The 15,010-nt window shown below is 64.1% G+C and carries 14 protein-coding genes; 4 read left to right on the top strand and 10 right to left on the bottom strand.

Annotated elements, in window-relative coordinates:
• Nucleotides 1-498: 498 nt before the first annotated feature.
• From CKO27_RS21740 to CKO27_RS21750, 3 genes are read left to right on the top strand one after another with little or no spacing between them, the layout of a single operon-like run.
• Entirely contained in the window at nt 499-3,270 is a 2,772-nt protein-coding gene (locus CKO27_RS21740) for an AMP-binding protein (protein WP_200377023.1), read from the top strand.
• A 56-nt stretch (nt 3,271-3,326) separates the two neighbouring features.
• The gene (amrS, locus tag CKO27_RS21745; protein ID WP_200377024.1) at nt 3,327-4,418 is read left to right on the top strand and encodes an AmmeMemoRadiSam system radical SAM enzyme; all 1,092 of its coding nucleotides are present in this window, start codon (nt 3,327-3,329) and stop codon (nt 4,416-4,418) included.
• Entirely contained in the window at nt 4,418-5,038 is a 621-nt protein-coding gene (locus CKO27_RS21750; protein ID WP_200377025.1) for a Uma2 family endonuclease, read from the top strand. Before amrS ends, CKO27_RS21750 begins: the two co-directional genes overlap by 1 nt.
• A gap of 95 nt (nt 5,039-5,133) precedes the next feature.
• On the opposite strand, the gene CKO27_RS21755 is transcribed toward CKO27_RS21750, so the two are convergent.
• From CKO27_RS21755 to CKO27_RS21785, 7 genes are all read right to left on the bottom strand, one after another.
• Complete coding sequence (locus CKO27_RS21755) at nt 5,134-5,421, bottom strand: encapsulin-associated ferritin-like protein (protein ID WP_200377026.1); 288 nt, start codon at nt 5,419-5,421, stop codon at nt 5,134-5,136.
• A gap of 131 nt (nt 5,422-5,552) precedes the next feature.
• Nucleotides 5,553-6,311 (bottom strand): phosphate signaling complex protein PhoU, encoded by a 759-nt coding sequence (gene phoU, locus CKO27_RS21760; protein ID WP_200377027.1) that lies wholly within the window; start codon nt 6,309-6,311, stop codon nt 5,553-5,555.
• A gap of 8 nt (nt 6,312-6,319) precedes the next feature.
• Nucleotides 6,320-7,183, bottom strand: coding sequence for a phosphate ABC transporter ATP-binding protein PstB (gene pstB / locus CKO27_RS21765; protein ID WP_200377028.1), 864 nt, complete (start codon nt 7,181-7,183; stop codon nt 6,320-6,322).
• Between the two features lie 36 nt (nt 7,184-7,219).
• On the bottom strand, nt 7,220-8,527 hold the full coding sequence (gene pstA, locus CKO27_RS21770; RefSeq protein ID WP_200377029.1) for a phosphate ABC transporter permease PstA: 1,308 nt from the start codon (nt 8,525-8,527) through the stop codon (nt 7,220-7,222).
• On the bottom strand, nt 8,520-9,911 hold the full coding sequence (pstC, locus tag CKO27_RS21775; RefSeq protein WP_200377030.1) for a phosphate ABC transporter permease subunit PstC: 1,392 nt from the start codon (nt 9,909-9,911) through the stop codon (nt 8,520-8,522). The genes pstA and pstC overlap by 8 nt, the downstream gene beginning before the upstream one ends.
• An 83-nt stretch (nt 9,912-9,994) precedes the next feature.
• Nucleotides 9,995-11,038 (bottom strand): PstS family phosphate ABC transporter substrate-binding protein, encoded by a 1,044-nt coding sequence (locus tag CKO27_RS21780; protein WP_200377031.1) that lies wholly within the window; start codon nt 11,036-11,038, stop codon nt 9,995-9,997.
• A gap of 190 nt (nt 11,039-11,228) precedes the next feature.
• Nucleotides 11,229-11,621, bottom strand: coding sequence for a hypothetical protein (locus tag CKO27_RS21785; RefSeq protein WP_200377032.1), 393 nt, complete (start codon nt 11,619-11,621; stop codon nt 11,229-11,231).
• 87 nt (nt 11,622-11,708) lie between these two features.
• Between CKO27_RS21785 and CKO27_RS21790 the strand changes: the two genes are divergently transcribed.
• Entirely contained in the window at nt 11,709-12,911 is a 1,203-nt protein-coding gene (locus tag CKO27_RS21790; protein WP_200377033.1) for a glycosyltransferase, read from the top strand.
• A 29-nt stretch (nt 12,912-12,940) separates the two neighbouring features.
• Here CKO27_RS21790 and CKO27_RS21795 read toward each other — a convergent pair whose 3' ends face one another.
• From CKO27_RS21795 to dcd, 3 genes are all read right to left on the bottom strand, one after another.
• Nucleotides 12,941-13,174, bottom strand: a complete 234-nt coding sequence (locus CKO27_RS21795; protein ID WP_200377034.1) for a hypothetical protein — start codon at nt 13,172-13,174, stop codon at nt 12,941-12,943.
• Between the two features lie 84 nt (nt 13,175-13,258).
• A complete protein-coding gene (locus CKO27_RS21800) occupies nt 13,259-14,038 on the bottom strand; it encodes a queuosine precursor transporter (protein ID WP_200377035.1) in 780 nt (259 codons plus the stop codon).
• A gap of 48 nt (nt 14,039-14,086) precedes the next feature.
• On the bottom strand, nt 14,087-14,650 hold the full coding sequence (gene dcd, locus CKO27_RS21805) for a dCTP deaminase (protein ID WP_200377036.1): 564 nt from the start codon (nt 14,648-14,650) through the stop codon (nt 14,087-14,089).
• Nucleotides 14,651-15,010 lie beyond the last annotated feature (360 nt).

A 15,010-nucleotide genomic window follows, 5' to 3' on the forward strand; every position in this document is an offset into this window, starting at 1 on the left:
CGTGATGATGAAACGTCGCAACTTGTCACCTGCCGGGTGAGCCCTAGAATGGGCGTATTTTACCTCCATCCTCTTGTTATGTAACGGGAATTCTTGGAAGACGGTTCATTCAGTTCACGGAACCAGGTTTAAGTCTTTGTTTAAAATATAAATAGCTAGGGGATACCTCAGGGACGCACCACGTTTTCCGATAAAAGTATTCAGCTCTGTTAGGGTGAAAAAAGCGAACCCCAGCATGCGTAACAAAAACCGCCGAATGATGAAGTACCCGAGCCGTGACGTCCCCTTCACATCCGATTCATTTCAATGGCGAGCGTTTTATCGGACCCTGCAATGAGCCCTAACGCCCTCGGGCGTCGGTGACGGCCTGCTCGCCGCCCTGACCGCGACTCTGGATCCTGAGTCCCACATGGTCGAAGATGGCGGGATTGGTGACTCGCCCCGGTGGCCGATCGATCGCGGTCGGACTGGAGCCCCATCCGAAGAGCCCTTGCCCCCATGACCGCTTCGAATCCGTCCAGTCAACTCCTGACGCTTTTGCGCGAGTTCGCGCGTGAGTCCCGTTTGCCCGAGCCGCGCGAGGGTATCAATCTGGATACCCGTCTGGAATCCGATCTCGGGCTGGACAGCCTGAGCCGTTCCGAGCTGATCGCCCGCATCGAGCGAGGTCTGGAGGTCCATCTCCCGGACGCGGCGCTGCTGGCCGCGACGCCGCGCGATCTGCTGGCGTTGCTGCGGGACGGGGACGCGGCTAGGCCAGCGATCGCGGTGGCGGTCGTGGCGACCCCGGCGGATCCGTCCGGGGGCGTCCCAGGGACCGCGCGGACCCTGCTGGATGTCCTGGCCTGGCATCGCGACCGGCACGGCGAGCGCGTCCATCTGATCTATTACGACAGCGACGACCAGCCGCATCCGCTGACCTATGCCGAGCTGGCGGAGGGCGCGGCGCGGGTCGCGGCGCGGCTGCGGGAGACGGGGCTCAAGCCGGGCGGGACGGTGGCGGTCATGCTGCCGACCGGGCTGGACTATTTCTTCAGCTTTCTCGGCATCCTGGTGGCCGGTGGCGTGCCGGTGCCCATCTATCCGCCCGCGCGCCCCCAACAGCTTGAGGACCATCTGCGCCGGCACGCGCGTCTGCTCGACAACGCGGGCACCAGCCTGCTGGTCACGGTGCCGGAGGCGCGCGCGGTCGCCAAGCTGCTGCGTGCTCAGGTGCCCTCGCTGCATGGTGTCCTGACGCTGGAGGGGCTGGAAGGAACGGCGCCGCTCGCCGACTGGGCGACGCCGGAGCCGGGGGATCTGGCCTTTCTGCAATACACCTCGGGGAGCACCGGCGATCCCAAGGGCGTGATGCTGACCCACGCCGATCTGCTCGCCAATATCCGTGCCATGGGCGAGGCGATCGCCATCGGCCCCGAGGATGTCTTCGTGAGCTGGCTGCCGCTCTATCACGACATGGGCCTGATCGGCGCCTGGCTCGGCAGTCTCTATTTCGGCGTTCCGCTCATTTCCATGTCGCCGCTCGCCTTTCTCGCCCGGCCACGACGCTGGCTTCAGGCCATTCACACCCATCGCGGAACACTCTCGGCCGCGCCCAATTTCGCCTATGAACTCTGTCTGACACGTCTGTCCGACAGACAGCTTGAGGGGCTGGACCTGAGTTGCTGGCGGCGCGCCTTCAATGGCGCCGAGCCGGTCAGTGCCGACACCCTGCGCCGCTTCGCCGCGCATTTCGCCCCTTGCGGTTTTCGCGCCGACGCCCTGGCGCCCGTCTATGGACTGGCGGAGGCGGCGGTCGGACTGGCCTTTCCCCCGGCGGATCGAGGACCGCGCGTCGACTGCATCGACCGCGTCCGCTTCGCCGGTTCAGGCTACGCCTTGCCGGTTCCCTGTGAGGATCCGGATGTCCTGGAGGTAGTCGCCTGCGGACGCCCCTTGCCCGGCTACCGAACGCGGGTGGTGGACGGCGAGGGGCGCGAGCTTCCGGAGCGGCACGAGGGACTGCTCCAGTTCCAGGGACCATCGGCGACCCAGGGCTACTACCGGCGCCCGGACGCCACCGCCGGCCTGATCCGCGACGGCTGGCACGAGACCGGGGACCGCGCCTATCTGGCCGGCGGGGACATCCATCTGACCGGACGGGTGAAGGATCTCATCATCCGCGGCGGACGCAATCTCTACCCCTACGAGGTCGAGCAGGCGCTCGGCGAACTGCCGGGGATCCGCAAGGGCTGCGTGGTCGCCTTCGCCGCCAAGGACCCGCGTCAGGGCAGCGAGCGTCTGGTGATCGTGGCCGAGTCCAAGGAGCGCGATCCGGCGCGCCGGGCTGCGCTGTCCCAGCGCGCGCGCGAGCTGGCCACCGACATCCTGGGTCTGCCGCCGGACGAGATCGTCCTGGCCCCGCCGCGCGCGGTGCTCAAGACCTCCAGCGGCAAGCTGCGACGCGGCGATACCCGTGAGCGCTATCTGGCCGGCAAGCTGTTCGAGGGACCGCCCGCGCCCGCCTGGCAGGTGGCGCGTCTGGGGTTCGCGGCGCTGCGCGCCCGGCTGACGCATCTGGGCTCGCGACTCCCCGCGACCCTCTTCGCGCGTTATGCCTGGCTGGTCTTCTATCTGATCGCGCCCTGGTACTGGATCGGCGCCATGCTGACCCCGCGTCTGACCTGGCGCTGGGCGCTGATCCGGCACGGCATCCGGCTGTTGCGGCGTCTGTGCCTGGTGCGTCTGACTGTCAGCGGGCGCGAACGCATTCCCGATCCTGGCCGACCCTATGTGCTGGTCGCCAACCATCAGGGCTATCTGGACGCGCTCGCCCTGATCGAGGCCATCCCGCGCCCCCTGAGTTTCGTCGCCAAGCGCGAGCTGAGCGCCAACCCGCTGGTCGGTCGCTTTCTGAGCCGGATGGGGACGCTCTTCGTCGAGCGCTTCGATCTCCAGCGTAGCCAGTCGGAGACGGCGCAACTGCACGCAGCCCTGGGGCGCGGCGAGCGTCTGGCCTTCTTTCCCGAGGGCACCTTCCGCGAGCAGCCTGGATTGCTGCCCTTCCGCATGGGTGCCTTCGCGGCGGCGGCCGAGGCGGGCGTACCCATCCTGCCGGTGGTCATCAAGGGGACGCGCGAGATTATGCCGGGCGACAGCTTCCGGCCGCGCTGGGGCGCGGTCGAGGTCGTCATTGGCCCGCCCCTGATCGCCGAGGGTTCGGGCTGGGAGGCGGCGGTCGGTCTGCGCGACGCGGCACGCGACTTCATCGCCGGCGAATTGGAAACGTAAGGATTCCGGACTGGTCCATACTTTCAGCCATGGGCATCCGTCGCGGAGAACCTGACATGAAAGAGGCACGCTTCTACGATCGGTTGGACAACAAGCGGGTCCAATGCCGACTCTGTCCGCACGACTGCATCATCCCGGACGCCGGCCGAGGCGTCTGCGCGGTACGCTACAACAGCGGCGGAACCCTCTTCACCCTGGTGGGTGACCGGGTCGTGTCGCGCAATCTCGACCCCATCGAGAAAAAACCGCTCTTCCACTTCCATCCTGGATCGACCGCCTACTCCATCGCGACCGTGGGTTGCAGTCTGCGCTGCACCTTCTGCCAGAACTGGGAGATCTCGCAATGGCCGCGCGAGCGGCTGCCGAAGCATCTGGAACCCGACGGTATCGAGCGCGATGTGCAGCCCATGTGTCCCCAACTCGCGCGACTGGGGGATCGAGTGCCCGGTGAACAGGTTACGCCGGCTCAAATCGTCCAGGCGGCCAGGAACAGCGGCGCGCGCGCGATCGCCTACACCTACACCGAGCCGACCATCTTCTACGAGCTGGCCTACGAAACCGCCTGTCTCGCCAGGAAGGCCGGGCTCGCCAATGTCTTCATCACCAACGGCTATATCAACGAGGCACCGCAACGCGAGATCGCCTCGGTCCTGGACGCCGCCAATGTGGATCTCAAATTCTTTCGTGAAGAGAGTTACCGCCATCTGAGCCGCGTCAAGCTCCAGCCCGTGCTGGACGCCATCCGCCGCTATCATGAACTGGGCGTCTGGCTAGAGGTCACGACCCTGGTGATCCCAGGCGTCAATGACTCGGACGGCGAATTGCGCGACATCGCCGCCTTCATCCACTCGGTCTCTCCGGACATCCCCTGGCACGTCTCGCGCTTCCACGCCGCCTACGAGATGCGTGACATCCAGGCGACCCCCGCCGAGACTCTGAGACGCGCGGCGGCCATCGGTCACGAAGTGGGACTGAGATACGTCTACGTCGGCAACCTGCCGGGCGATGGCGGCGAGAACACCGATTGTCATGCCTGCGGAGCGCCTCTGATCGAGCGCCATGGGTTCTATTTGACGGTGAACCGGATCCGACGCGACGCTTGTCCAGCCTGCGGAGCGCTGGTGGCGGGAGTTGGGATGAATGCCTGATGGCGCGGATCGACGAGAAAGGCCGTGCCTGGCTGCCTGAGTCAATGTCTCAAGATAGGATCGACCCAATGAGCACGCCCAAACCGGAGGATTTACCTCGCTACACCTACGCGGACTATGTTCAATGGGAAGGCCGCTGGGAACTCATCCAGGGCATCGCCCATGCGATGAGCCCCGCGCCCGGCATCCTTCATCAGTCGATCAGTCAACGCATCGCGAGCCAGTTAGAACGCGCCCTGGAAAACTGTCGGGAATGTCAGGCCCTACTCCCGGTGGATTGGAAAATCGACGAGGAAACCACGGTCCAACCCGACAATCTGGTGGTCTGTGGCGACATTGTCGACATCGCCTATCTAACCAAAGCCCCGGCATTGATTTTTGAAGTACTGTCCAAGTCCACCGCGCGCAAGGATCGCACGACTAAATTTCAACTCTATGAACAGGAAGGCGTTCGATACTATGTGATCGTCGACCCCGATGAACACATCGCCAAGATCCATCATCTGCGGGAAGGGCGCTATATCCAGTTGATGGATGCCAGCGATGAGGTCGTTGAGTTCGAGTTAGGAACATGCCGCACGCGTTTCGAATTCGCGACGATCTGGCCGGGACGATCCTGACAGCCAGGACAATCGCGGCCCCCTGGATCCGGTGCTCTGGTGATCATCGGTGCTCCCGGCCGAGAATAGCGCCCGGCCCTGGAATGGGTGCCACCTCAATGGTGCGCGATTTCCTTCTCGGTGAAGAGATAGTCCTTCAGCTCCTTGTCGAAGCTCGGATCCTTACGACGGATCCATTCCAGCACCATGGCGGCGTGTTCCTTCTCCTCGTCGCGGTTGTGGGCGAGGATCGCCTTGAGGTGCGCGTCCTTGCAGGCGTCGACGCGCTGGTTGTACCAGTCGACCGCCTCCAGTTCCTCCATGAGCGAGATGATGGCCCGGTGCATGTCGCGGGTCTCGTCGGATAGCTCGCTCACCGGCTCGTGATAGCCCTCGTTCGACATAGCGGAATCTCCTGCATTCAAGGTTGATGTCATCGCGACGCCAGACATCTGGCGTTGGCGGCTATTGTCGAGCGAGATGGGAGGACAAACAACGAAGATTCTCAAGCGGGCCGAGGAAGAACCCGCGCGACTCAGTAGCCGCGATGACGCAGGGTCTCGATCAGGATCTCGCGGTTGCGGTAGCGGATGTCCTGGCCTAGGGCGACATAGATGACCTGCTCGGCGATATTGGCCGCGTGATTGCCGATGCGCTCCAGGGCGTGGGCGCTGGTGAGGAGACAGATGGTCTGGCGGGGGATGAGGTCCGGCGGGTTCTGCTCGCCAAGTTGCTGGCGCGCCTCATGGGAGGCGGCGTAGAGGGCCGGCTCGTCCTCGAAGATGGTGAGGGATTGAGTCACGTCGAAGGTGGCGACCGCCTCGATGCCGCGCTCGAACATGCAGCAGGCCTTTTCGTCGAGCCGCCGAAAGGCCTCGCGCATCGCCTCGGTGAGGGGTTCGGCCGGCTTCTCCATCTGCCGCAGCTCCAAGGCCTGACGGGCGATCCGCGCGGTCTTGTCGCCGGCCCGCTCCACGTCGCCCGCGATCTTCGACAGGGCCAGCACGATGCGCAGATCGACGGCGGTGGGCTGGCGACGCGCGATCACCCGGAACACCTCCTCGTCGGCATCCAGCGAGAGATAGTCGATCTGAGGCTCCCGATCCAGAACCCGGAAGGCTTGGGACTCGTCGCCATCCACCAGGGCCGCGACCGCCGCCTGGGTCTGCTCGATGACGTGCTCGCCCATCCGCAGGATGATACCGCGCAGCTTGGCGAGTTCCCGATCGTAGCGGCTGACGGTGTGGCCGCTGGTGGGATCGGCGGTCGGCTTGAGAGGCGCGGTTTCGACCATGGGCGTCCTCAGCCGAAGCGTCCGGTGATGTAGTCCTCGGTCAGCTTGTGCCGCGGATTGGTGAAGATCTCGTTGGTCTCGCCGACCTCGATCAGGTCGCCCATGTGGAAATAGGCGGTGCGCTGCGAAACGCGCGCGGCCTGCTGCATCGAGTGGGTCACGATGGCGATGCTGTAGTTGGCGCGCAGCTCATCGATCAATTCCTCGACGATCGCGGTGGCGATCGGATCCAGCGCCGAGCAGGGCTCGTCCATCAGGATCACCTCGGGCGAGACGGCGATGGTGCGGGCGATGCAGAGCCGCTGCTGCTGACCGCCGGAGAGACCCGTGCCCGGCTGGTCGAGCCGATCCTTGACCTCGTTCCAGAGCCCGGCCTTGCGCAGACTGGCCTCGACTAGGGCGTCCAGCTCGGCCTTGTTGTTGGTCAGACCGTGAATGCGCGGCCCATAGGCGACGTTCTCGTAGATCGACTTGGGGAAGGGATTCGGCTTCTGGAACACCATGCCGACCTGGGCGCGCAGCGGGACGGGGTCGAGCCCCTTGTCGTAGATGTCCTGGCCGTCGAGCTGGATGGAACCCTCGACCCGACAACCGTCGATGGTGTCGTTCATCCGGTTCAGACAGCGCAGAAAGGTCGACTTGCCGCAGCCCGAGGGGCCGATCATGGAGACGACTTCGTTCTTGCCGATGTCCAGGCTCACGCCCTTGATGGCTTGCTTGGAGCCATACCAGACATCGACCTCGCGACAGACCATGCGCGGGTTGGCGACCGTGACGTCTCCGACCGTCGCGCGCGAGTCGGGCCGGGACGACAGCTCGGCCGCGCTCATGGCGCCGACGCGCTGACCCATTGCTTCGACTGTTGTACTCATGACTAACCTCGAATGTGATTTCTGTTTATGGCGCGCTTACCAGCGTCGCTCGAACCTGCGCCGCAGCAGCACCGCCGCCAGGTTCATCAGGATGAGGAAGGCGAGCAGCACCATGATGGCCGCCGAGGTGCGCTCCACGAAGGCGCGCTCGGGACTGTCGGCCCAGAGGAAGATCTGCACCGGCAGGACCGTTGCGGCGTCCGTGAATCCGCTCGGGATATCGACGATGAAGGCGATCATGCCGATCATCAGCAGCGGCGCGGTCTCGCCCAGCGCATGCGCCATCCCGATGATGGCTCCCGTCAACATGCCGGGCATGGCCAATGGCAAGACATGATGAAATTGGGTCTGCAAGGGCGAGGCTCCGACCCCGAGCGCCGCTTCGCGAATCGACGGCGGAACCGACTTCAGTGCCGCGCGACTGGCGATGATCATGATCGGCAGCGTCATCAGACTGAGAACCAGTGAGGCCACCAGCGGGGTCGAGCGCGGCACGCCGAACAGCCCGATGAACACCGCCAGACCCAGAAGCCCGAAGATGACCGAGGGCACGGCAGCCAGGTTGTTGATGTTGACCTCGATCAGATCGGTCCAACGATTCCTGGGCGCGAACTCCTCAAGATAGACGGCCGCGCCGACACCGATTGGAAAGGACAACAACAGGGTTAATACCAGAGTGTAGAAGGTTCCCATCAGCGCCCCGGCGATACCCGCCAGCTCCGGCTCGCGCGAGGTTCCGTGGGTGAAGAAAATCGTATTGAAGCGCTTCTCGATCCGCCCCTCGGCCTCCAGCCGCTCCACCCATTCGACCGTCCGGTCCTTCACGCGCCGCTCGCTTTCGGGTAGATCGCGGTCGATATATCCCTTGATCAGCATGTCGATGTCGTCGTCCGCTAGCAGCCAGACCTCCTGGGTCGTCCCGATCAGATCGGGATTGGCGAGGATCCGGTCGCGCAGTTGCGAGGGCGCGCCGACGCTGAACATCGAACCCAGTGCTCGTATATCGCGTCGCTCGGTGACATCGGGGTAGACATCCCGCAAGGCCGCGCGGATCAGCGCGTTGTAATTCGCCGACCTCAGCGTCTCGGGATCCCGCGTCCCCTTCGGATCGATGAGGCCGGCGTCGAAGGTCAGGGGCAACTGAATATAAGTCTGCTGAAAGGCGGTGTGGCCCTTGCCGATGATGTCGGCGAACAGCAGCGCCACGAACAACAGCCCCATTACCACGGCGGTCAGTCCGATCAGGCGGAAGCGCCGTTCCCTGGCGTAGCGCCGTTTCAGGCTGGCGTTGACGATATCGATGGCGCGGCGCGGCGGAGCGCCGGCCGAAGACGGCTTATTCATACTGTTCCCGGTACTTGCGCACGATATGAAGGGCGATCACGTTGAGCGTCAGGGTCACGGCGAAGAGCGTCAGACCCAGGGCGAAGGCGGCCATGGTCTTGGGGCTGTCGAACTCCTGGTCGCCGGTCAGCAGGGTGACGATCTGGACGGTGACGGTGGTGACGCTGTCGAGCGGATTGGCCGTCAGATTGGCCGCGAGACCGGCCGCCATGACGACGATCATGGTCTCTCCGATGGCCCGCGACACGGCCAGCAGGATGCCTCCGACGATACCCGGCAGGGCCGCCGGAATGATGACCCGCCAGATCGTCTCCGACTGGGTCGCGCCCAGGGCGTAGGAGCCATCGCGCATCGCTTGGGGCACGGCGTTGATCACGTCCTCCGAAAGCGAGGAGACGAAGGGGATGATCATGATGCCCATGACCAGACCCGCCGCCAGCGCGCTCTCCGAGGCCACGCTGAACCCCATGGACATCCCCAGCTCGCGGATGAGTGGGGCGACCGACAGGGCGGCGAAGAAGCCATAGACGACGGTCGGAACGCCCGCCAGGATCTCAAGCGTCGGCTTGGCCAGGGAGCGCACCCGTCTGGGGGCGTACTCGGACAGATAGATGGCGGACATGAGCCCGATCGGGACCGCGACCAGCATGGCGATCGCCGAGACCATGAGCGTGCCGGTGAAGAGCGGCACCGCGCCGAAGGCCCCGGAAGCGCCGACCTGATCGGCGCGCAGGGCGGTCTGCGGACTCCAGAGCGTGCCGAAAAAGAACTCCAGCGGCGAGATCGACTGGAAGAAGCGCAGGGACTCGAAGAGCACGGAGAGCACGATCCCGAGGGTCGTCAGGATGGCGATCGAGGAGAAGACCACCAGGATGACCATGAAGATGTTCTCGACCCGGTTGCGCGCGCGCATCCGCGGCTGCGTCCGACTCCAGGCGTAGCCCATGCCACCGACCGCGATGGCCAGGACCGCCAGCCACATGGCCCAATCGGCGAAGCGCTGAAGCTGCGCGTAGCGGTCCGCGACGGCCTGCATCTCGGGTGTGACGGAGCCGGAAACGATCGCGCCCGACGCCAGATTCTCGATGTCGTTGACCATGAGCCCTACTTGCCCGGTCGAGAGCCCATCCATCAGGGACGGAGGCAGCTCGGACTTGAGGATCGCGATCAGGATCTCATTCTGAAACCCGCTCCAGAGCGCCATCAGGAGCATGGCGGGGATGCCGGCCCATAGCGCCGCGTAGAGCCCGTAATAGGCCGGGAGCGAATGCAGCGTGTTGATGCGAGCGATGCCGCCCGCGCTCGAAATGGCGCGCTTGCGCCCGAAGTGATAGGCCAGGGCCATCAACCCTAGCAGCAGAATGAGTAACGTCGATGAATGCATGGAGGTGCGGCGCCTTGACGGGAGAGAGGCCGGCGGTCAGGCGACCGCCGGCTGGTCGGAATCGGTCCGCTGAGCCGATTCCCTTACTTCGCGGGCTTGTCCATCGGCTTGAGCGCCTGGGCGTCGGCCGCCACGCTGGCGCGCATCGCGTCCGGCAGCGGGATCAGACCCTTGTCGGCCAGATAGCCATCCGGACCCCAAGCCTTGTCGTTGGTGAACTCGGCCACGTATTCCTGGATACCGGGGATGGTGCCGACGTGGGCGTTCTTCACATAGAAATAGATCGAGCGCGAGATCGGATAGGAGCCATCGGCGATGGTGTCGAAGGTCGGCTCGACGCCGGCGATCTTGGCGCCCTGCACCTTGTCGGCGTTCTGGTCCAGGAAACTGTAGCCGAAGACGCCGAGCGCGGCCGGGTTGGCGACCAGCTTCTGGACGATCAGGTTATCGTTCTCGCCGGCCTCGACGAAGGCGCCATCCTCACGGATGCCGTGGCAGACCGCCTTGTGCTTGTCCTTGTCGGATTTCTTCAGGGCCTTGACGGAATCGAAGCTGTCGCAGCCGCCTTCCATCGCCAGTTCCACGAAGGCATCGCGGGTGCCGGAGGTGGGCGGCGGACCCAGAACCTCGATCGCGGCGTCCGGCAGATCCTTGTTGATCTCGCTCCACTTCTTGTAGGGATTCGGGACCAGCTCGCCGGCCTCGTTCGGAACGTCCTTGGCCAGGCCCAACCAGAGCTCGCCGAGAGTCAGGTCGATCGAAGGACCGGACTTGGAGTTGGCGATGGCGATGCCGTCGAAGCCGATCTTGACCTCGGTGATCTCGGTCACGCCGTTGGCCTGGCACTGTTCGTACTCGGACAGCTTGATGGCACGCGAGGCGTTACTCATGTCCGACTTGTCCACGCCGACGCCGGAGCAGAAAAGCTTGAAGCCCCCGCCGGTGCCGAGGGACTCGACCTTGGGCGTGGGGAAGGAGGATTCGCGCCCGAAGGTCTCGGCGACCGCCGTGGAGAAGGGGAACACGGTGGAGGATCCGGCGATCCAGATCGAATCGCGGGCCATGGCCTGGCTCGACAGCGTGGTTACGGCAAGGGTCACGGCCGCGGCGATCAGCGTCTTCTTCATGTCGGAGGGTCTCCAAATGGGGGTGGAAAAGCGAGGCTGTATTGTCGTCACCGCCCATTCCCATTGTATGAAGAATAGATGACCGTTCCGTGACAAGACGGCCCGGATCCATTTACCCGGAACCCACCTTGTGGCGTCGGCTCATCCCGGCGCCAGCCATGACCGAATCCCGACCGCCGGGGCCGAGGCGTCAGTCCGCCTTCAATTGTCCCAATGACCGCACCAGACGCAGACTGGCGTTGAAGAAATCATCCTCCGGATTGTCCTTGCAGATGGCCGCGATGCGCGACATGGCGGCATCCAGCTCGGCGCCCTTGAGGACGTCGCGCCCGACCGCGAGATTCAGGCCGCTGACCAGGCCAGCCAGCCATTGCCGATAGCGATGGAAATCCTCGCTGGCCAATTCGGTCGGCGCCTCCGTCGGAGGTACGGTCGCGAGATAGGCCGAGCAGGTCTTGACGCCATGCCCCCAAAGCGCGGGCGCCGTCCGCGCGCCCTCGGCCCGGACGGCGGGACTTGTCGACAGAATCAGGATCAGACCCGCCAAGCCGGCGCGCCGGACGGATTTCAAGGGATCACCCATGGCATCGTTCCTTTCATTGGAGATACGAATTAGAAGCCGCTAAGGGTATCATCGCCCGATTTTTCGATTGTCGCCAAACGTCTCCACATGCGCGTCTTGATGATCTCGGATGTCTATTTCCCCCGCGTGACCGGCGTCTCGACGTCGATCCAGACCTTCGCGCGCGAGTTCGTCGGCAAGGGCCACGAGGTCGTGCTGATCGCGCCCGACTACGGGACGAGCCTCGCCGATGTCTTCGAGGTCATCCGTATTCCCTCGCGCTATCTGCCGATCGATCCGGAGGATCGGATCCTGCGCTCGCGCCGGATCCGCCGCCATGACCTCGCGCTGGCGCGACGCGGATTCGATCTGGTGCACATCCAGACGCCGTTCATCGCGCACTATTCCGGACTCGGCCTGGCCAAACGGCTCGGCGTCCCCGTGGTCGAGAGCTACCACACTTTTTTCGAGCAGTATCTGCATCACTACGTCCCCTTCGTTCCAGCGAGCTGGATGCGCCGCGCCGCGCGCTACTTCTCGGTGGCCCAGTGCAAGGACGTGGATGGGCTCGCGGTTCCGTCGCAAGCCATGCTGGATGTCCTCAAGGGTTATGGGGTCGTGACGCCGGCCCACGTCATCCCGACCGGGATCGATCTCAAGCAATTCAGTCAGGGCGACGGCAACCGCTTCCGGGCGCGCTACGGCATCTCACCCGAACGCCCCCTGCTGGTCCTGGTGAGTCGGCTCGCCTTCGAGAAGAACATCGACTTCATCCTGCGCGCGCTGGTTCGGATCAAGGCCCAGGCGCCGGAGGTGTTGCTGGTCATCGCCGGAGAAGGTCCGGCCAGAAAGAATCTCGAACACCAGGTCCAGTCGCTCGGACTGGTCGGGAACACCCTCTTCACGGGGTACCTGGATCGGGATGGAAGCCTGGAGGATTGCTACCGCGCGGGGTCGGCCTTCGTCTTCGCCTCCCGCACCGAGACCCAGGGGCTGGTGTTGCTGGAGGCCATGGCGCTCGGGGTTCCGGTCGTCTCGACCGCCGTGATGGGAACCAAGGAGGTGTTGGGCGATGGACGCGGCTCGCTCATCGCCGACGAGGACGAGCAGGATTTCGCCGACAAGGCCGTGCGTCTACTCAAGGAGCCGCTCCTGCGCGAGCGTCTCGCGCGCGAGGCCGTCCAGCACGCGCATGAGTGGTCGGCCCCCGTGCTGGCCGAGCGCATGCTGCGACTCTACGAGCAGGTCACCGAGAAGGCCCTGGATCGACCGCGTGAAAAAGCCGGTCGATCGGCGCGAGCCGCGCCTTGAACGGGTTAGCGCAGGGCCATGGCCCTGAATCAGGCCATGATGTCGATCAGACGACCAATCGTCTCGTCGGAAGACTTGAGCACCTTGGCCGACGCCTCGACCTGACGCAGATTTTCCGTCTGCTCCACCAGGGGCTTGCTGACATCGCGCGCCGCGCTGCCGTCCATCTGTCTGGCGCTCGCGATCTCGTTCGCGTTACCGCGCAGTCCCTCGATGCCGCGTTGAATGCCGGTCAGACCGACTTGACTCACACCTGAAATCATGACAAACCACCTCGAAACTCACCGCCTTATCTGAATTCTAGTGGAAACCGACCCAAGCGGCCGATCGGGCTTCCAATCCGAGACTCAGTTCACGGACGGGATGTGGCCGCCGGCCGCGCGCTCACGCAAGGCCCGAGAGACTTCCTCGCCCAGATAGCGGTTGATCAGATCGCGCCCCAGATAGATCGCCGGGGTCAAGGCGATGGCGACCACGAACTTATAGAGATAATTGACCGTCCCGACCGCCAGAAACAGTTCCATGGACCATTGCTGCGGCCCCAGCACGAAGGCGATGTAGAGCACCACGAAGCTGTCGATCAGCTGCGAAACCAGCGTCGAGCCCGTGGCCCGCGCCCAGATGAAGCGGTCTCCGGTCAGACGACGGATACGATGAAAGATGGCCACGTCCACGAGCTGACCGATCAGAAAGGCGATCACCGATCCGGCGATGATCCACATCCCCTGGCCGAAGATCACGGCATAGGCGGCCTGCATGTCCGGTACGCCTTGGTCGGCCTGCACCCCGACCCACCAGCCGGCCGGCGCCAGCAGGATCGCCAGATAGGCGAAGACGAAGGAATAGACAATCAGCCCGACCGTCAGATAGGAGAGAAAGCGCACCCCGCGCCGGCCGTAATACTCGTTGATGATGTCCGTCATGAGGAACACCACCGGCCACAGCAGCACACCCGCCGTGAAGCTCAGCGAACCGGATTGCCCGAACAGCCGCCAGTCGAACGGAGCAAGGCCGAAGGTTTCCTCCAGGGCGAAGATCTTCACCCCCAGGAACTCGGCGATCAGCGCGTTGCAGATGAAGAAACCGCCGAGGACGACGAACAGCTTGGTTGGGCGGTCGAAGGTCATGGCGGTCTACCCGTGAGTTCCATCCCTGTCGCCTCTGGGTTCGTCTCGTCAGGACTTCGGCAGGGTCACCCCGCGCTGGCCCTGATACTTGCCGCCGCGATCCTTATAGGAGGTCTCGCAAACCTCGTCGGACTCCAGGAAGAGGATCTGAGCCACGCCTTCGTTCGCGTAGACCTTGGCGGGCAAGGGGGTGGTGTTGGAGAACTCCAGCGTGACATGCCCCTCCCATTCCGGCTCCAATGGGGTCACGTTGACGATGATTCCGCAGCGCGCATAGGTGCTCTTTCCAAGACAGATCGTCAATACATTCCGTGGGATACGAAAATATTCGACCGTTCTGGCGAGCACGAAAGAGTTCGGCGGAATGATACAGACATCGGACTTGAGGTCGACGAAGCTGTTGGAGTCGAAGTTCTTGGGATCGACGATCGCCGAGTTGATGTTGGTGAAGATCTTGAACTCATCGGCGCAACGCACATCGTAGCCGTAGCTCGAGGTTCCGTAGGAAATGACGCGCCCGGCGTCGCCCTCGCGCACCTGGACGGGCTCGAAGGGTTCGATCATCCCCTGTTCGGCCATGCGGCGGATCCAGCGGTCGGATTTGATGGCCATCGGGTGCTCTCGCGGAAAAATAACGCGCGAGGATACAACGGCGAGGGGTGGGTAGCAAAACCCCGACCCGAGGACGCCTCAGATCAGCTTCGCGACCTTCATCAGCACGCCGATGATGACCGTGGTTTGCAGGACGCCCGCGCCGATCACCCACTGCGGCTCGGACTCGCGCAGGCGGGCGTCCAGGCGCAGCTCCATCTCGCGCGGATCGGGTTTGGTAACGGGCTCGGACTCTGAGGTATCCCCACGAACTCACCCCCGCCAACGCCATCGGCTAGCAGTGCGTCATGGTCATTCGCTACCCATTGACCAGGCAGGTCGACGGTTGGAATCAACTCATCCAGGACGGGACGACAACTC

The sequence above is a fragment of the Thiocystis violacea genome, from assembly GCF_016583575.1.
Taxonomy (GTDB): Bacteria; Pseudomonadota; Gammaproteobacteria; order Chromatiales; family Chromatiaceae; genus Thiocystis; species Thiocystis violacea.